Source organism: Pectobacterium wasabiae CFBP 3304 (assembly GCF_001742185.1).
GTDB classification, from domain to species: Bacteria; Pseudomonadota; Gammaproteobacteria; order Enterobacterales; family Enterobacteriaceae; genus Pectobacterium; species Pectobacterium wasabiae.
Map to the genome: position 1 here is coordinate 73,485 of NZ_CP015750.1, position 17,018 is coordinate 90,502.

General features: G+C 38.6%; 19 protein-coding genes. 3 read left to right on the top strand and 16 right to left on the bottom strand.

The annotated features are described in order from the left end of the window. Positions 1-91 precede the first annotated feature (91 nt). Positions 92-679, bottom strand: coding sequence for a hypothetical protein (locus A7983_RS00400; RefSeq protein WP_039478091.1), 588 nt, complete (start codon positions 677-679; stop codon positions 92-94). Between the two features lie 630 nt (positions 680-1,309). Between A7983_RS00400 and mobQ the strand changes: the two genes are divergently transcribed. Next, on the top strand, positions 1,310-2,812 hold the full coding sequence (gene mobQ, locus A7983_RS00405) for a MobQ family relaxase (RefSeq protein WP_005969682.1): 1,503 nt from the start codon (positions 1,310-1,312) through the stop codon (positions 2,810-2,812). A 76-nt stretch (positions 2,813-2,888) separates the two neighbouring features. On the opposite strand, the gene A7983_RS00410 is transcribed toward mobQ, so the two are convergent. From A7983_RS00410 to A7983_RS00430, 5 genes are all read right to left on the bottom strand, one after another. Continuing rightward, the gene (locus tag A7983_RS00410) at positions 2,889-3,989 is read right to left on the bottom strand and encodes a reverse transcriptase family protein (protein ID WP_005969685.1); all 1,101 of its coding nucleotides are present in this window, start codon (positions 3,987-3,989) and stop codon (positions 2,889-2,891) included. After that, positions 3,982-4,263 (bottom strand): helix-turn-helix domain-containing protein, encoded by a 282-nt coding sequence (locus A7983_RS00415; protein ID WP_005969687.1) that lies wholly within the window; start codon positions 4,261-4,263, stop codon positions 3,982-3,984. Before A7983_RS00415 ends, A7983_RS00410 begins: the two co-directional genes overlap by 8 nt. Positions 4,264-4,353: 90 nt before the next feature. After that, complete coding sequence (locus A7983_RS00420; RefSeq protein WP_005969689.1) at positions 4,354-4,569, bottom strand: hypothetical protein; 216 nt, start codon at positions 4,567-4,569, stop codon at positions 4,354-4,356. 456 nt (positions 4,570-5,025) lie between these two features. Continuing rightward, on the bottom strand, positions 5,026-5,301 hold the full coding sequence (locus A7983_RS00425) for a hypothetical protein (protein ID WP_005969692.1): 276 nt from the start codon (positions 5,299-5,301) through the stop codon (positions 5,026-5,028). A gap of 10 nt (positions 5,302-5,311) precedes the next feature. Then, the gene (locus A7983_RS00430) at positions 5,312-5,863 is read right to left on the bottom strand and encodes a membrane lipoprotein lipid attachment site-containing protein (RefSeq protein WP_005969694.1); all 552 of its coding nucleotides are present in this window, start codon (positions 5,861-5,863) and stop codon (positions 5,312-5,314) included. A 620-nt stretch (positions 5,864-6,483) separates the two neighbouring features. On the opposite strand from A7983_RS00430, the gene A7983_RS00435 reads away from it, so the two are divergent. Then, entirely contained in the window at positions 6,484-6,861 is a 378-nt protein-coding gene (locus A7983_RS00435) for a hypothetical protein (protein WP_005969696.1), read from the top strand. Between the two features lie 99 nt (positions 6,862-6,960). On the opposite strand, the gene A7983_RS00440 is transcribed toward A7983_RS00435, so the two are convergent. The 9 genes from A7983_RS00440 to A7983_RS00480 form a co-directional block, all read right to left on the bottom strand. Then, positions 6,961-8,526 (bottom strand): SIR2 family protein, encoded by a 1,566-nt coding sequence (locus tag A7983_RS00440; RefSeq protein ID WP_005969698.1) that lies wholly within the window; start codon positions 8,524-8,526, stop codon positions 6,961-6,963. Between the two features lie 327 nt (positions 8,527-8,853). Next, positions 8,854-9,642, bottom strand: a complete 789-nt coding sequence (locus tag A7983_RS00445) for a hypothetical protein (protein WP_005969700.1) — start codon at positions 9,640-9,642, stop codon at positions 8,854-8,856. An 829-nt stretch (positions 9,643-10,471) separates the two neighbouring features. Continuing rightward, positions 10,472-10,717 (bottom strand): H-NS family histone-like protein, encoded by a 246-nt coding sequence (locus A7983_RS00450; RefSeq protein WP_172645134.1) that lies wholly within the window; start codon positions 10,715-10,717, stop codon positions 10,472-10,474. Between the two features lie 69 nt (positions 10,718-10,786). After that, positions 10,787-11,137: a hypothetical protein gene (locus A7983_RS00455; protein WP_005969704.1), complete on the bottom strand. Its 351-nt coding sequence runs from the start codon at positions 11,135-11,137 to the stop codon at positions 10,787-10,789. Positions 11,138-11,176: 39 nt separating this feature from the next. Next, a complete protein-coding gene (locus A7983_RS00460) occupies positions 11,177-11,413 on the bottom strand; it encodes a hypothetical protein (protein WP_039478188.1) in 237 nt (78 codons plus the stop codon). 80 nt (positions 11,414-11,493) lie between these two features. After that, positions 11,494-11,790 carry a hypothetical protein gene (locus A7983_RS00465; protein WP_005969706.1) on the bottom strand — a complete coding sequence of 99 codons (297 nt, stop codon included), beginning with the start codon at positions 11,788-11,790 and terminating at the stop codon, positions 11,494-11,496. 79 nt (positions 11,791-11,869) lie between these two features. Then, entirely contained in the window at positions 11,870-12,184 is a 315-nt protein-coding gene (locus A7983_RS00470) for a hypothetical protein (RefSeq protein ID WP_005969707.1), read from the bottom strand. A 32-nt stretch (positions 12,185-12,216) separates the two neighbouring features. Next, positions 12,217-12,435, bottom strand: coding sequence for a helix-turn-helix transcriptional regulator (locus A7983_RS00475; protein WP_005969708.1), 219 nt, complete (start codon positions 12,433-12,435; stop codon positions 12,217-12,219). Between the two features lie 147 nt (positions 12,436-12,582). After that, positions 12,583-13,446, bottom strand: coding sequence for a DUF6387 family protein (locus A7983_RS00480; RefSeq protein WP_005969709.1), 864 nt, complete (start codon positions 13,444-13,446; stop codon positions 12,583-12,585). A 963-nt stretch (positions 13,447-14,409) separates the two neighbouring features. On the opposite strand from A7983_RS00480, the gene A7983_RS00485 reads away from it, so the two are divergent. Next, positions 14,410-15,582: a dienelactone hydrolase family protein gene (locus tag A7983_RS00485; protein ID WP_005969714.1), complete on the top strand. Its 1,173-nt coding sequence runs from the start codon at positions 14,410-14,412 to the stop codon at positions 15,580-15,582. A gap of 88 nt (positions 15,583-15,670) precedes the next feature. Here the strand turns inward: A7983_RS00485 and A7983_RS00490 are convergent, their stop codons facing one another. Continuing rightward, positions 15,671-16,915 (bottom strand): multidrug effflux MFS transporter, encoded by a 1,245-nt coding sequence (locus A7983_RS00490; protein WP_005969716.1) that lies wholly within the window; start codon positions 16,913-16,915, stop codon positions 15,671-15,673. Between the last annotated feature and the right edge of the window lie 103 nt (positions 16,916-17,018).

Below are 17,018 nucleotides of genomic sequence, written 5' to 3' on the forward strand. Positions count from 1 at the left end.
TATATGCTTGCCCCTGCTCTCGGCATAATTTACTATCACGTCCATCAAGCTTAGGTAGCTCAAGTAAAACGCCAAACGAAAACTTACCTAATTAACGCATGTTTGATTCAAATTCCCCCCACGCAATTTTATCATTTTTAGTCAGAAGGTTTTCCTTTTCTAAGTAATCTTTCAATATATCGAATCCATCTTCCCCATCAGAATGGGAATAAAAATCCCAGCCCGGATATTTAACTCTTAGCTTGAAACATTCAGGTTTAACTAAATTATCGTCAAAAAAAGAACAAATGATATCAAATGTGTCACGGCCTTTAAGATCAATAATCTCTCCATTTTCATCATATAATGCATTTATATCCTTAAGTTCCTTGAGCTTAAGGATATCTCTTAAATAAACGAAAGGTACATTATGAGATAAGCGAACAAGATCACTCTCTGTAAACATAACCCCCTCTTTAAGCATTTTTATGACTATCGGATTAGACATTAGGTTGTAAGTCAAAAAATGCAAATTGCTTGAAAAATCATTCACCGAAAATGCCACATTTTTTCTATAATCAAAGAAGTTGATTCCATACCAAACAGGAGCTAAAAAACTATTTCCATACACATAATCAAACGTTGTCTTTGAGAACCGTCTTTCAAACTTATCGATAACATCATCCCTCCTGAGTTTCACGTATTTTCTCGAATTATTATTCTTTGTCAAAAAAATGACAAGATAAAATAAAAACTAACAACGACACGTGATAGTAATTGCTAACTATTTTATCTAATACTCTCCGCGTTACTTATTTTTGTTTATTAGTGTTTTTCATTTAACTTGTTAAATTTTCACTCTGATTTTCATGACTAACCTGTAAATTGTGCAACAGGGAAAACTATTTAACAATACTCTTATTTTTCGGGTTTTAGTGCTTTCCCGCCTTACGGCGGGATAAATTAAACTCTTTTTGTCCTTCGGACGCTATCTAAAACCCATCTCGGTAATATCGCGGAATACTTCGCCCGTTTATCCAGATAGCGCTGCTTAATTCGGCGTTTTGTTTTACAGGCATTCATATATTTCGTATTAATTAATAAGAAGGCTTTTACATTGTTTCTTTTTTTAAGAAAACAATGCCCACCTATACACTCACTTCGTGAGCGTGTGGGGTCTACCGACGGTTGCTGCCGCAGGCTAAAGGCAAAACCAAGGTCAACGTCAACACCAGAGTTTTTCTTACTAAAAACTAAAACCAGCATAGTCGCATTGGAGATTTATATTTTGGTTTGATATTTAAATTTATATTGAGGTTATTTTTATTATATGGCTATTTTTCATCTTGATTTTAAAATTGTGAAGCGAAGTGAGGGTAAGTCTTCCGTTGCGAAGGCTGCTTACCATGCTCGTTGCAGAATCACAGATGAAAGAACAGGTGATACGTATGATTATAGCCGCCGTACTGATTTATACGGACATTTCATATTAGCACCTATTAATGCTCCAGAACATATTGTTAAAGATTCTACAACATTGTGGAATGAAGTTGAAAGGGTCGAGCGCCAGCAAAATGGTCAAACATCCCGATTTTTCGATGTTGCTATTCCAGCCGAACTAAATAACGATGAAAAGAAAAAGCTTGTTCTCGAATATTGTCAGCAGAATTTCGTCGATAAGGGAATGATTGCCGATATCGCTTTCCATAATCTCGATAGTGATAACCCACATGCTCACGTTATGTTGACATTAAAAACCATTGGTCCAGAAGGCTTCGGCAAAAAAGAAAGAAGCTGGAATGACAGAAAAATGTCTGTGTTGTGGCGTGAATCATGGGCATCTATGGCTAACAGCTACCTTGCTGCTGCTGGTTCGTCAGAACGTATTGACCATCGTTCTCTCCAAGCCCAGCATGATGAAGCGCTATTCAATGTGGCTGCTACTCTGGATAACGAAGAACAAGCGCTATGGCTTGCTAAAGCCGCTGAAACAAACCGTCCTCCAATGAAACGCATCCACAGTGCCAAGTGGCGTAGTAAGGCTGCTCAGGAACAAAGAGCCGCAGAACAGGCTGTTCGTGATGCTGCCAAGCAAGAAGCAGTTGAAGTCTACAAAACATTCAGGGAACTTGATCTTGAAATAGTCGTTGATGTCAGAAGCTTCACCGTGGCTGTTCTTGCTGAGCCAGAAGAAATTGTTTTACCAGAAACGCGTTCCGGTTCTTCTACCAATGAATCGCAAAGACCTGTACTGGTAGCCCCGACACCTCATACTCATATGCGTGGCGTTAAATCCTATCGTGATAAATCCAAAGTCAGTAAGGTTGTTGCTGGTAAGAAACCATTGGTCAGTATTTCTGATTCTGTAACAAATACTATTCTGAAAACACCCACTTCTAAAATCCCAAACAGGGCATTCAGAAGCGCCCCTGAACGTGTTAAGAGGAAACAGACTACTCCACTTCAGGGTAATATCTTTAAACGCTTTACAGCTCTTGTCATAGATTTTTTCAAGCAGAAATTTGTATGGGCTAAAGCAAACAAAGCCCAAATTGATCTTATCAGTGAGGAACATGATAAACGTATTGCTGAAAACTATGTCTTTGATGAGGTATTAGGCCATCGTGTTTCTCGCGTTGAATATGAGAAACAAGCTAAATTTAACCACGATGACTACAAGCCAACACCGGATGAGATCAGCCGTTTCCCAAGTCGTCAGAATAACGAGCAGAATAATGCCAATAGTGACATGGGTCTTATCCCATCCATACATGAAAATAAAAAAAACAATTTACTACGATTGAGACCATCCAGCTATCGTGTTAATAAATGATTTTATTATCCATTAATCATAATCCGTAATAAATCGCTGAAAATCCAGTATAATTCACTCGTTATTTCTCAATCAGTTAGTTATTAAGTTTACATTTACAGGTTTTATATTCAACATCCAAAATGGCAGATACACTTTTAGATGAATTCCCTAATGGTTTTAACTTTGAATATAATGTTCTTAATTTCCTGATATCTTTAACCTTCCTCATCTCCCTGATTAATTTTATTGCATCCTTTTTATCAACACCAGCTACTAACTGATTAGCTTGTTTTATATACTCTGCATGATTTTTATCACCTTGCTGCTTTAATGTATTTATTAATCCTCTAATTTTAAAATACAACGTAAGAACATCCATAACATTCTCTTTTTCAATCACTTTTTTCTTCAAATTAAAAAGACACATCCTTATATTATCTTTTCTTTTTTGTGTTGGCCTAAGCTCTTTGATTACTTTTACACCATGTACGATTTTGGACTGACCATTCCTCAAAATTCTTGATTTCTTCCTATTTAATCTAACCCCACTTTTGAGCGCCATTGACAATATCATTGTTTTTATTTTTGAAATATCTTCATTATTAACATCAGATTCAAAACTAATAGTTATGTCATCGACATATCTCGTGTAATTTCCGCCTAATTTTCCGACTACCTCACTGATAAGAGCTTCTTCTTCTAAAAATATTAAGTTGGCAATGTCAGTACTTAACTTAGTTCCTTGAACAAGTGAGCCTTCAAGTGTTGATAGATTGGCTATTAATGATGAAACTTCAGGAGAGAAGTTCATGTAATATTGAAATGCTTTAGCTATCAGTTCCTCTTTTATAGAAGGAAAGAAATCCTTCATATCTTCTTGAATAAGAATTGATTTATTACGATGAGATATACAATCATCTATATAGCTGACTCCTTTCCTACCGCCAGTAATATACTTCGGAAGTGATATCTTCGAAAAAACACGCTGTTTAATAAGCTCATGTATCTTTAATAATTCACCAACCACTTTATACGTCGTTCTTTTTTTACCTTTTCTTATTACCGGTACCGTTTTGAAATAACTTTTTTTGTTTTTTAAAAGATAAGTGAGCCTTTCTTCATTTGTTTCCAACATTTTGAATAGAGACTCTAAATTAGCAAGTGGTCTATTTGAATAATTCCAACTTTTATGCATTAACTAATGTATCCATTATAGTTTTTTTGAGCATATGATTGATTTCAGAAAACTCATCATTTGTTTCTTCATTTTCAGAAAGAAGGATGATGATATTTAGAGGGATATGTAGCGCTAATGATATTTTTTCTAGCGCTGAAATAGTAGGATCTCTTTGATTATTCTCTATACGGGATAGATAAGATTTAGTTAAATCTGTTCTATCTGATAGTTCTTGTAAGGTGAGCTTACGTGCTTCACGGCATAGTTTAATGGTTGAACCAATATCTAACATAGTGCACCTCAGATAATGGGATTGACATGGCTGGCTGCTCGTTCAAAAAATGGAGATGGATACATAACAAATCCCCTTAGTAGGTAGATATCAATGAAAATCAGAATCACCGCTCAGAAGTTTAATTAAAGCAAAGATCTTCGCGATATAAGAAAGATAATCTAAGGCTGTGTGGCCTTTAGACTTATCCTCGATTCTCTTTTCAAGGGTCAGAATCGCATCATCCAGTTCTTTCAAAGAGCTTTTGTCTACAGTGTGTTTGCTCTTCTCACGCACTCGGCGCAAAGTATCTAAAACATCTTTCATAAAAACCTCTCATTTTAACAACACGATGCAACTTGCATCCCCGCCAAAATGTCTTGTGGATCGTGTTGCACACCGTAGACAAAGCCAGCCAACACCCATCCAACACAACTGATTGGATACCCCGCCATTTCAGCATTAAACAATGCCGTATCGTAGATATACGAATGCAATATACATTTCGCATTAGGCTACGATCACAATGAAGAGGGACATGGGCCACATCTCGTATTGGAGAAATGGTTGACTGAAAGTTTCACTCAGTCCTTTACCGATCCTAGAGGTTTTTAAAGAGCAAAGACAAACGAGTTCGTTCGTCCATAGTTAAATGATAGCTAGTTGTTGCCTGTCAGGCAACATACTTTTTATGCCATTTTGAAATATAAAATAATTTTTTTATGCAAAAAACCACACTCAGATCCGCAGACATGGTTTCTTTGCATCTACAGTAAGGGGGTTTTACATCCTTCTCCTGAATACAACATTATCAGAGAAGATCGCCTTACCAGCTATAAACCCAACAGCCGCAATGATTGGTAGGCTGATAGTAGCTCCTGCCATGCCTGTAGACATTCCGATCAGTATAGACAGACCGAAGGTCAATAATATAACAACGAAAGCATACCAGCCGGGGTAAGCTCCATATAAAACAGTCGCCATGCAGCCGGTGCAGACATGCACACCGCGCTGGCTTTCTTTCAGGCAAAACGGACACTGGATTGTATTGTTTTCCATGATAGCCCCCTTAGATCGCTTTCCAGCCATTGCTGGTTTTAACAAGATTAATCATGCCCTCTTCAGGTTCATTCATACCCTTGACGCTGGAGAACGCTTTCTTGTCCACCCATGAAGGAACATCCGCCAATTTCCATGTATAAGACACTCGAACAACTTTCTGATTACCGTTTCCCGGTTCGGTCCATTCCTTTATCTCAGAAACTTCCCGAGGACCGACACAGGCACCATTCTCACGGTCCCAAAACTCAACCTCTTGGCCTTTATCTGTTACTTCCAGAACATCAACATTGCTAAAGCCATTTGCCTGTTGTGAAACAGTGAGCAGCCCCTGTTCAACAAGACCATTCAGGATTTCATCACTGGCACTGTATCCGGCAGAACGGTAGCCACGGTTAACCTTAACCGGAAAACCTTTGTTGAATACAATGTCGTTGCCCTGCAGGGAGTAGCACAGCTTTGATTGTGATATTTTCGCGTTGATCGCTTTTTCAAAGTCGCCCTTCTCACCACATCCCGCCAGAAAAAGAGCTGTGCCAGCAACGAGTAAAATCTTCTTCATCTTCCTATCCATCCCGATAATCAAAAATGCTGTTATGTAGAGGTAGCCTGCTGCGCACCAGTAGCCGTTACAGCTTGCTTTGACAGACATAACGAAGCAAAACCACCCGATTAACCAATTGATAGGATTCAATTATTTTTGTGGTCCGTCATATCGTTTGTAACGATCAAAAACAAAAAAACGATAGATATTACCTATCATTAAATTTTAATCGATCGATAAAATCAATTAAAACACCGATCGATAAATCATTTTTAATCGTTATAATCTATCAATAAGTCATTATCGATCTGCAATACCGATCATTTTCTTGCTAGAGGAATCGTTAATGAGTAAAGTAAACCAGAGGGCCACCAGAAATTTTACGAGCTAATTCAAGTGGATAGAACGTTGAACCATAAGACAAGCGGCTAATGTCGATTTATGGCCTTTAGATAGCTTTGATTAATGCAACATCAGGGAAAGCCACAATGAAAGATGCCATTAGCTGATTGGATAAAAAGGTCATAGGCTTCTTTCACTATCAATTGACACAACTTTTTTGATGACCAGCGACAATACACCGCTGGTTATGAACTCTTTACACCTATTTTTACGTTTACTGTTTATATGGAGTTAACATGAAAAAACTGTTTATCGCTGCGTTGGTGATCCTGCCTCTTACCGCTTGCACTACTTATGGCAATAAATCACTGAAAGACGAATCCCAACAAACCGTAAAAGCCAAAATCGTTAAAGGGAAAACTACTCAGCAAGATGTTATAAACGCATTCGGGGAGCCACAAACACGAGCTACAAATGATGGTCAGGAAATGTGGTCCTACTCCAGCATGTCAGGCGAGACTCAGATCTCGAACTATATTCCCGGTTTGGCTCTACTAAAAAACAGCAACACAGCGCACATGAATTCCTTAGAAATCTGGTTCAAAGGAGATATTGTTGACCGATATAATTTCAGTCAGACAGCGAGTAAGGTTTCGCGTGGGTTGCTGGATTGATTAATTTACATAGTAGAAAAAATCTTATAAATTAACAAATAAAATAACATACCAAAGGAAGTCGAACAAACATGACCTCCTTCGGTATTTTTATAGAAATCACCAACCATGTAATAGCTTATCATATAAGCAAGCTAACTTTTTAAAATAACTAGCATAAGTTGATTTATCAGGATTCAGTTTCTCTTCGTTATTAATTAAAAACTCTTTAACTAATTTCAGATCTAGCTTATTCATCAGAAAAGGCAGATGGATTGCTGCTACTTCTGGTGTGGTATGCTCGATAATATATCTAGTATCTTTATCCTTAAATTTTCTTACAAACGTCCTAAAATATCCTTTACATTGATAACTTGTGTCATTTCTTAAAACCCATTTATCCAAATTATATTCAGATTTTTTATATTGTGCTTCATCAACAATGCCTATTTCTTTAAGATATTTAAAAACGGTTATATTCGGAGAGAATCGACCCGCATTAGGAATAACATTCTGTAAAATGCTATTTGCATCATATGAATTATCCTCATGTAAAAGGTCGTGAAAAAGATTTATATTGTTTATTTGTGTATAACCTAGTTTGCCAATCTCTTCTTCTTTTTTACGAGCCTCAGCAACACCAACGCCGACAACAAACTCTACATCATCATGTTTTTCAACCTCATCGATGTCAACTACATAAATTTTTGATTCTGTTGAGTTTGACTTAACTACCTCATATAACTGCTCTTTGCAATATCGAAGAATACGGGCTGGGATTTTTCTTTTATTTGTCTCAATAGCTTCATAAACAGGATTTAAATCATCAGTTCTAACTAATGTTATTGGTATCTGTGTTCTTTCGATCGTTGTAAAAGTTTCAGATATTGAATAGTCGGTAAGTCCTTCTTCTCTATCAATAAATATTAAGTTATTGCGTAACTGTGAAATATTATCCTTTCCAATACATATTGAAATTGCACCAAGTAAATCAGTAATGTTTTTATCAGAAAGTGAATAGCCTATAAAAACAACAGGGTGCTCCACAAATATCGTTATCAGCTTTGCTGCAAGGTAAGGGTTTTTATTATTAAATTCATTATAGTCATGATCAGTTAAGATAAGACTTTTAGGCTTATGTGCACTACCGTGTATTTTATATATTTCTGCTATTGATTGCGGATTGGAAAACAATAACTCATTCTGTCCAGTATAAACTTTATAGTCTGGGAAAAGCAGCTCAAGAAAACAGTCCCAGTTGGTTGTTATTATTCCATCAACATTGAGTCTTGAAAGTATTTCAATTTCGTCCTGATGCTCGCTATCCTTGATCGGGACATCTAATGAAGTAGCGAGATAATCACAGATTTCAAAACGTAACGCGGATGTATTATCGGTAACTTTCTTACTATATCTTTCACGACTCCCAGCATATTTTGCGTCACTCCACCATGTAGTATTAAAGTCTTCAGCAATGAGTCTAGCTGCTGTAGGATAAGTTGAATCCCCTGCTGCGAGATAATACTCGAATGGTTTTCCTGAAACACAATAATTATCCAAAAGCCCTTTCCAATCTTTGATTCCTAAATACCGCCGAGAGAAACCAGAACCAACAAATAGGAATGGACCGGAATTTCTTGTTTTGAAGATTCTGATTAAAGCTTCTTTTAAATCATTTGCGTCCATATCAGCACCTTAAAGAAGATGAAAACTTTTAACCAACCATAACCACTTGATATAAAATAATTTTTCGAAAATTACTGCTAGACGTAGTCTCTGCCGAACCTTGATACGAGGATGTTAAGCCTAATAGGCTGATTTACATATATAATCATATAACTCTGCACATCACAACAGAGTTCTTAAGTCTATCATTGGCCTGAGCTAATATCTCATAGAGATCGCCCTTCAGCTCATGTTCGGACTCACCGTTACCAAACATTGCCACATAGACATTGTTCAGATTCCGCATGTGCGCAAGGTTTATAGGTTAACGAACTCGGTCACTGAACGTCATCTTTGTGAAAAGTCCGCTCCATGAATATTGTCCCAATCTAACGGTTCTTCTGGATATAGAAGCATTTCTCCCTTGGTAGCAACAGCTCCATCCGTATTTTTATCCATCATTTTTTCTTGGGATTTTTTAGCTTGTAATCTTGCGATTAACAAATCAATATCCTCTTGGTCATTAACATTTTCTATCACTGACGCAATTGACCTGCTTTTTACTTCAGCATTGCTATCCGTATCAGGAGTACTAACAGTATTTTCTGTTTGTTCTTCCATTACTTCTTTCTTTTTTATAATCTCTGAAACAAAGCGAGCACGATCACCATTGAAGACAATAGCAGGGTTTATGAAATACCAGTTTTTTTCATTAGTTTTAGCAATAATGCGTTTCTCTATAAGTTCTTTTATCCCCCGGTAAAAGATAGATTCAGACAAAGCAAAGTGATCTATTTTGTCTGCGAGCGACATTGCTTTTTTACAACTCAGATAAAAGTGATCCTTTCCAATCGCATCCTGATATATACGTAAAAAGATAAAAAATACTTTGTAAGCTGTTTTCGTTAAATCAAAGTACGCTTTTATCTGAGAGGTGTAGAGCTTAATGAACTCTTCTTTATCGACCTGTTGTGTATGTACGATATTGGCAAAATAAGTTTTGCTGGTATCCTTCCTTTCAATAAGTTCTGTTCCTCTTGAAACAGTCAGGTTTCTCTTTCTTGTTTCAATCTTTAGCTCGGTCTCAAAACAAAAAGGATTTAATCCTAAATCTAAATCAACTTCTATTTCATTCATTTTATTCTTACCTCTTGTTATTTTATTTATAATAAATTAAACACCATGCACAAAACAGATATCAAGTTTTTTTGCATATTTTTTTGCGAAAATATTTTTAAAATCGCAAGTATTCCAGCGACTATAATTTAAAGCACAGTCATTTTTAATCTATAAAATGACATAGAAACTGACTGCACAGTCAGGAAAGCTCACTGTACAGTCAGGAATACTGACCACAGAGTCAGGAACACTGACTGTACGGTCAGTCGCGTATTTTCTTCATAAGCCTTATACCGCAAGGGCTAGAAGCCGATTTTGTCTTAATTTAATTTTGCAAGAAGTAAGAGATAATACTTAAGAGGACATATAGAAACCGGGCGATTTTCAAGATCGCCATATGGGGTTTCGATATTTAAATGATAAACAATTTCTGAGCGTAATTTATTTCACCGTTTTCCTTTCTATTGCACTAACATCTTTTTTGAAAATCACCATCCTCTATGAGCTAACGCTCATGTGCTGAAGCACGGCTACGCCCTAGCACTGAAATTAATATATTTTCATCTTGATAAGGTAGTTTTCATATTGGCTAGGAAAGTCGAAAAGGATCGGATTTAGATCGTTTCATCATTCTATTGTAAAACCGATCCCATGATAGAGTTTAGTGTTAAGTTTATAAAATAGGCTATTTACTCTTCAACATATGAAATATATTCACAGAATCAGCACTTAGTGATTGTTCAAGACAATCACATTGCTGGAACAGGGTTCACCCCTGTTGATGATGGATTTATCCATAAAGAATAGCGGCGTAGCCGCCAGTTAAATACGTTATTGTGACTGGTTACTACCTGTCGATAAGATCTTCTGGTATAACCCTGTCACGTTTCATTTTCCCCCATATTTTTTGTAGCCTCTCACCCCTTAGCTCTTGTGCCTTTTTCTCACCAATCTCCAGATAGTATTCTTCACGGCGCTCCGCTACTACCTTACGGAACTTATTCAACAGTTGATTCAAGGTTTTTAAATCAGTTTTAGCCGCTTCAGCTTGGATTTTTCTATACATATACATAACGTGGAATTCATCAATCATATTGAAGGCCTTATTTTTATCGTTCATGTTATTTCCCTCTTTCGAGGGAATACTCATACCATCTAAAAATCAAACAACTGTCATTTTCAGCTTCCAGTAAACAGGATCTTGATTTTCATCCTGATTTATATTTTTTGAAACAAGTTCAATGATATGCTCAAGATGCCAATGTAAGATTTCATCCTTTAAATCATTTTTATTGATACCAGAAACATCATTTTTAATAGAGTATTTCATTATCTCACGAGTTATAATCACATCATAAATAACTTCTGAAAGTTTACCCCAACTCATAATATAGATTGCTGTTTCAGGATCATTTTCATAAATATTATATATCTCATTACAGAATCCTTGTAAGATGTCAGCAACAAGTTCATTTTTTGTTTTATCATAGCTGTTCAATACAATCTCTTTCATTTTTTCACCCTTACTTTTCAGTTAATATTCAGTAAAAAATTAGTTGTTATAACCGATATTTATGACGACACAGTCATACTCCAACCCCAAATCATCCACTAGATCGTTATTAATAAATCGATTTAACTCATCAAATATATTTTTATCACCCATGATTTCTTCTACTGAATACCCAGTAATGGCAATAAATATTTCAAAACGCTCTTGAATAGTATTCATTACTTCTGGAGGTCCATCACACAACACGCTTACAACTACAGACATTTTATTTGTCATAGAACTTTGTTCGTTGTTGTTTATCATTTATATTTTCCTCTTATACCTTTTGTTAGCCCCTTACGGGGCAGGATTATTTTTTACTTTTTAAAGTTTTCTGAATACTCGACTAACATGGAAGCGACCAGTTCAAAGTTAACCTGATTAATATCACCACTATTACCTTCTTGGGCAGTGAACCTTTCAAAGTTGTTCTGAATATGATTAATCACATGGATAATAAATGGACTCATAAAATCTGGATCATCCAAATAATCATTAGCATCCCCATCGCCATTTACTTCCATGAACATATTCCAGCTTGCGGTAAACGACCTACAAGCAAGCTCATAGAACAGTTCGGTTGATTTATTGAAACCTATCTTTTCTATAGACATATTTACACCCTCATAGTTAAATGCTTATTTAATTCATTTTGTTTTTTATTAGCCCCTTTCGAGGCCGAATACTCTGCTGTTAGCTCATGCCAAAAAGTAATGCATTTATATGGACATTTTTCATTTCCAATATAACTTTATCCATATCAACATAAATAAGTCTTTCTCTCTTACCAGCTTCTTCCATATATCCATCAAAACGCTTAGTCAGATGATCTTTAACGTGTGAAAGATACGATTCCGTTCTATTATTATCTAACATAATAGATGCGACTAACTCATTATCTCCTTGCTCTTTATATATCAGCATTCCAGCCACATAAAGATACTTTGTCATATCATAAAATGTTTTTGTGGATAACTTTTTGATACTTTCCATTTCTTGATTATTCATTTTATTTCCTCTTGTTATTATTAAAATATTTGTTATTCAGATACAGGACGTGAATCAGAAATGATTTTCTCAATCCATGCATCAATCTCACTTTCTATAAAGGCAATAGACCTTAAACCCGTTTTAACCTGTGATGGAAAGCGACCAGCCTTAATAAGTGTATAAATCCATGTCTTTCCAAATCCCGTTCTCCTTATTACTTCGGGCAACCGAATAAGTTTTGGATGTTTATCTGTTTTGTTTTGAACCATGTTTATCTCCTGTGTTGTTCGATGGAGATAATTCTAGGATTTTGGCTAGTATTAAACTAGGGATGTTCACCAACCGTGAGTTTCGCGGAAATTTTTGGAGGGATACTCTTTATAGGGACGTTCGCAGATTGTGAACATCCCTTGTGTTTACTTTTTGTTTTTATCCGAGGCTTTATCGTTAAATGTTATTACGTCAATGACATTCCAATCCTTTAAAATATTGTTTTTAATATAAAAATCATTTAAAACCTTGAAATACTCATCATTATCAAGATAACTTTTCGCGTAACCATAATCAGTATCTTTGATGTTCTCACTACTTCTGATCCCATTATTACCATGCAATATGTCAGCTAAAATGGTGAAAGGTATGTTCTTACCTTCGTTATAGAGCTGTTCCCATGAGATCAAATCCATCAAAGGGATGACTTTGTAATCAAGTATTCTTTCAAAGGTCCTATGACCAAACCTAAACTTTCGTTTCGGGGGTTTAGGCGTTTTTAGGTGCTTTTGCCATAAAGCAATCAGTACTTTCAGGTGTTCTGCGAGATCGTCACTGCTGGCTTCTTCCAAGTCAATTTCAATCAGCATCTTGTTAGCAGGGTTCATGCCTCCTTGTTTAAGATACTCAGAGATGTAGTCCGAACTCACTGCAACAGGGTCTGTTTGCTCTGAAGTCTCCAGCCGATACATAGCCCGCCCATAGTTGAACAATTGAACTCTGGTCATTGGTTTTACAGCATAGCTATGCGACAGTCTGTGATTGTCTGAAATCCAGTCCGATTGAAGTATCACATCACCACATCGGATCTTGGCATCATGGTATATAGCTTGCATTTGATTATCTTTGCCTGCTGTTTCCCATTGTTGTCTTGTTTTGTAAGCCAACATCCGTCTTTCAAGCTCTGCATAGATCTGTTCTAGGGTGAGCTCTTTCAGGCCATCATATCGGCGTACATCAAACCAAGATAATGCAGTCCTGATTTCTTCAATTTCTTTTTGTGTAGTCATTGTTCTACCGATTGCTTTTGTGTTTCATAAAAGTTAAACCATTCAACATGATAGAGAAAGTGGAAAAGAGGTGCGGGTTTTCATAATGGTGTGAGAGGAGAGAAGTGATCTTGGATGTAAGAGCGTTAATCTTGACTAAACATTCTTTCTTTACTAATAATTAAATAATTGTTTTATATCAATTACTTTAAAGTTAATAACGACAACATCATGTTGATAATGAAAGTTAATCAAGATACGTATAGTTAGATAGTTATGACAACAACCAATTGTTTTTAATTGATATTTTATTGACAAGAAAATAATAATGATGGTAAATATGCTGGTAAAAATATATTTAACTTTAACAAAGTCAGTAACAACAGGAGATACAGATGAAGTTCGAGTCCAGTCAGAGGAGCCAATTTAAAAAATCCCGCTTAAGGCAACTTAAGCGGGATTTTTGCTATTTACTATTTAATTCAATAATTTAGCGCAAAAAAAGTCTTCCCGATGCATTTTTAGTTTTCCCTCTGCATCGGGAGAATTTGGTGGTCAGATTTGGGGTCTTTCCGGTTCGATAACGGAGTGACCCCCAAATGTCTCTTAACGACTCAAAAATCCGCAACGTAAAATCATCTGCAAACCCCTTACATACTTACAATTCACATAACCTGTATCTTTTGATTAATCTGGGCAGTTAACGCCTCTGGTACCTTAACTACCGTATCAGCATAAAAGTGGCTCAAGTGTCTATGTTGAGGTTTACACAACCACTTGAGCGTCCAATTTTCGCCGACTCTAGAAAACAAAATTGAGGGCAAACTTGCTGAACAAAGGGAAGAGTTCAAAGAGACCGACAACTCATTTAAACCGCAGCTAAACGGACCTTCAGTTGCCGTTGAAGCCGGAATGAATACCTGATATTTATCGAGCGGATTTGCATGAAAATACATCATCAAACACCAGCCAAGGTTAACAAAAATGCGACACAACTCTATAGCCAGCCTAACCAGAGTAATCGTCACCACTGCATTGTTTTGTATCGCCTTTTCTTCCATCGCCGCACCACAGAATATTTCCCTAAAAAATCAGCAATTCGAGGGGCTGATCAGAGAACCGCTTACGTTACAGGTAACACTGGATAATGGTACTCCAGCGATACTGGATGCATTTGTTACCCGGCCTGTCGGCCAGACAAAACTCCCTGTGGCGGTGATCACTAACGGTACCGTTGGCACTGCAGAGTTTGATCGCTGGGAAATGAATCCAAACCGCGAATCACCAACCGCACTTACCTTTGCACGCCACGGTTATGCTGCGGTTACCGTTTTGCGGGAAGGGTACGGCTATTCAAGTGGTGGGGCTGAATATTTAGGCGGTTCCTGTAAGCAGCCCCTACATAAACTGGCTGGTGAAAAAGACACCAGAGATATGCTGGCCGCGCTTGAAGCAATAAGACGCCAACCTTGGGCCTCTTCAGATCAAGCGGTCCTGGCAGGGATGTCAGCAGGCGGCTTTGCCGTTCTTGCAACTAGCGCGGTTAACCCTCCTGGCGTTCAGGCTATAATCAATTTTGATGGTGGCAGAGGTTCCATCGATGGCAAATCACTTTGTGATAGAGCCGGCCTAATTAACGTCTTCACCACTTATGGCGCAACTGCACGCATTCCTTCTCTGTGGCTCTATTCCAGCAATGACCAATCTTTCACTCCAGAAATGGGCAGAGCATTTTATGAAGCCTATCGCAGCGGTGGAGGTAAAGCTAAATTTATTGAAATGCCTGCTTTTGGAAACAATGGGCACGTTTTTATGGATACCGCTCCAGAGAATTTCTGGTGGAAACCCGTGGCTGACTTCCTTGCACAGCAACATTTGCCATCCAAGGAAATCGTGACCTTGCCGTTAACACATCTTATTTCCCCCACAAATCTTAATAACCTCGCAGGCAAAAAAGCGTTCAAAAAATATGAAGCGGCACGGCTTTATGAGAAAGCCTTTGCGACTAGTAAGGATGGGGCATGGGGAACGGCGTACTGGGCGCGAACCGGTAGTGAGGCGGCTGACACTGCCGTTAGGAACTGCGAGAAATCCCAGCGCAAAGATGCAACCAACTGCACGGTATATGCCATCAATGATAAGGTTGTAGCAGAGTAGATCCACCATGAAATCGGAAACTCCTTCGGGGTTTCCGATTGGGTGAATACGGGCTAAGGCCTGAGAAACTTATACTTAGGCCGGATATTTAAACGCCGACTTTATTCACACTTGCCTGTGAGCGACAGCGAAACAATACCAGTGCAATCAGGCACGCCGTTGCCTGTATACCGCCCAGCGTGGTGACAGCGGGAAACGTCAGTACCGAGCCGAGCCAGGTTGTCATCGCAGCCATCCCCATCGTCAAAAAACCAAGCAGAGCAGATGCCAATCCCGCTTCTTTCCCAAAGGGGCCCATTGTAATCGCCGTTCCCAGTGGGTTGGCTAAGCCCATTCCCCAGAGGAACACGACCATAGACAAGGTGTACCAGCTCAAACTCGGTGCTTCCGGCCCAACCAGTAGCAAGCATCCACCGACTAATGCGGTAGCGAGCCCCATCGAAGCGATCCTTCGTGAACCATAACGACGAGCCAGTCGCGGGGCAGCCATACCTGCCCCAAAGACAACAAATACGGTGGAAGCAAAGTACAGTCCAGCCTGAAGCGATGATAGGCCAATCCCACTCATCAGAATCGCAGGTGCCGCACCGAAAGAAGCAAACAATCCGCTCATCAACAGACTCATCGATAGTGCCGGAAGGATAAATTTCCCGTCCAATATCAGCCGCCCATAGGCGAGTAGCACGCCTGAAATTGAATGCGGGGCACGGCGTTCAGCGGGGTGTGTTTCCCCCAACCCGTGGGCATAAAAAATCGCGATGATAAAAGCGGCAAGTCCCACCAGTATAAAGATCGCTCGCCATCCCAATGTGGTAGTCAGTACACTCCCCATCAACGGTGAGAATCCGGGGGCAGCAGCCGTCGCGATCATCGTCAGAGACAGTGCACGCGCTAGTGTTTCACCTTCAAACAAATCACGTGCAATCGCGCGCGCTAGCACCGCAGCAGCACATATACCCAACGCCTGGATGACTCTTCCAACAATCAGCGTGTCAAGTGAGCCAGCAAGGCCGCCAACTACCGTGCCAACGATGAATAGTGATAGTCCTCCCAAGACGAGCGTCTTGCGTCCGTAGCGATCCGACAGCGGGCCAACCACCAATTGAGCTAGCGCGAAGGTAATGAAAAAACTGGAAAGCGTCAGGCCAAGTTCGCGTGCGGACGCCCCAAGCTGCTCTCCGATATCTGGAAATGCCGGAAGAATGATGTTTGTGGACAAGATGCTAATAGCCGAAAGGCCTGCCAATAACGCGACGATTTTTCCGGTTAATCGTGGACCTTCTGAGGTGTGGGGCTTTCCCATCATTTTAGTGGGTTTATTTTCAGTGCTCATGGTTACCTCAACAGCAATGACTAGCGTGAAAATAGGTTCCACGCCAGTAGGCACAAAAATGTAGAGAGGGATCGCTACAATGTATTGTTATTACCGATCATTT

Bases quoted from the DNA above. Each gene is read 5' to 3' on its own strand.
- mobQ (WP_005969682.1), top strand. From the start codon at position 1,310: ATGGCTATTTTTCATCTTGATTTTAAAATTGTGAAGCGAAGTGAGGGT.
- A7983_RS00410 (WP_005969685.1), bottom strand. From the start codon at position 3,989: ATGCATAAAAGTTGGAATTATTCAAATAGACCACTTGCTAATTTAGAG.
- A7983_RS00415 (WP_005969687.1), bottom strand. From the start codon at position 4,263: ATGTTAGATATTGGTTCAACCATTAAACTATGCCGTGAAGCACGTAAG.
- A7983_RS00420 (WP_005969689.1), bottom strand. From the start codon at position 4,569: ATGAAAGATGTTTTAGATACTTTGCGCCGAGTGCGTGAGAAGAGCAAA.
- A7983_RS00425 (WP_005969692.1), bottom strand. From the start codon at position 5,301: ATGGAAAACAATACAATCCAGTGTCCGTTTTGCCTGAAAGAAAGCCAG.
- A7983_RS00430 (WP_005969694.1), bottom strand. From the start codon at position 5,863: ATGAAGAAGATTTTACTCGTTGCTGGCACAGCTCTTTTTCTGGCGGGA.
- A7983_RS00435 (WP_005969696.1), top strand. From the start codon at position 6,484: ATGAAAAAACTGTTTATCGCTGCGTTGGTGATCCTGCCTCTTACCGCT.
- A7983_RS00440 (WP_005969698.1), bottom strand. From the start codon at position 8,526: ATGGACGCAAATGATTTAAAAGAAGCTTTAATCAGAATCTTCAAAACA.
- A7983_RS00445 (WP_005969700.1), bottom strand. From the start codon at position 9,642: ATGAATGAAATAGAAGTTGATTTAGATTTAGGATTAAATCCTTTTTGT.
- A7983_RS00450 (WP_172645134.1), bottom strand. From the start codon at position 10,717: ATGATTGATGAATTCCACGTTATGTATATGTATAGAAAAATCCAAGCT.
- A7983_RS00455 (WP_005969704.1), bottom strand. From the start codon at position 11,137: ATGAAAGAGATTGTATTGAACAGCTATGATAAAACAAAAAATGAACTT.
- A7983_RS00460 (WP_039478188.1), bottom strand. From the start codon at position 11,413: ATGACAAATAAAATGTCTGTAGTTGTAAGCGTGTTGTGTGATGGACCT.
- A7983_RS00465 (WP_005969706.1), bottom strand. From the start codon at position 11,790: ATGTCTATAGAAAAGATAGGTTTCAATAAATCAACCGAACTGTTCTAT.
- A7983_RS00470 (WP_005969707.1), bottom strand. From the start codon at position 12,184: ATGAATAATCAAGAAATGGAAAGTATCAAAAAGTTATCCACAAAAACA.
- A7983_RS00475 (WP_005969708.1), bottom strand. From the start codon at position 12,435: ATGGTTCAAAACAAAACAGATAAACATCCAAAACTTATTCGGTTGCCC.
- A7983_RS00480 (WP_005969709.1), bottom strand. From the start codon at position 13,446: ATGACTACACAAAAAGAAATTGAAGAAATCAGGACTGCATTATCTTGG.
- A7983_RS00485 (WP_005969714.1), top strand. From the start codon at position 14,410: ATGCGACACAACTCTATAGCCAGCCTAACCAGAGTAATCGTCACCACT.
- A7983_RS00490 (WP_005969716.1), bottom strand. From the start codon at position 16,915: ATGAGCACTGAAAATAAACCCACTAAAATGATGGGAAAGCCCCACACC.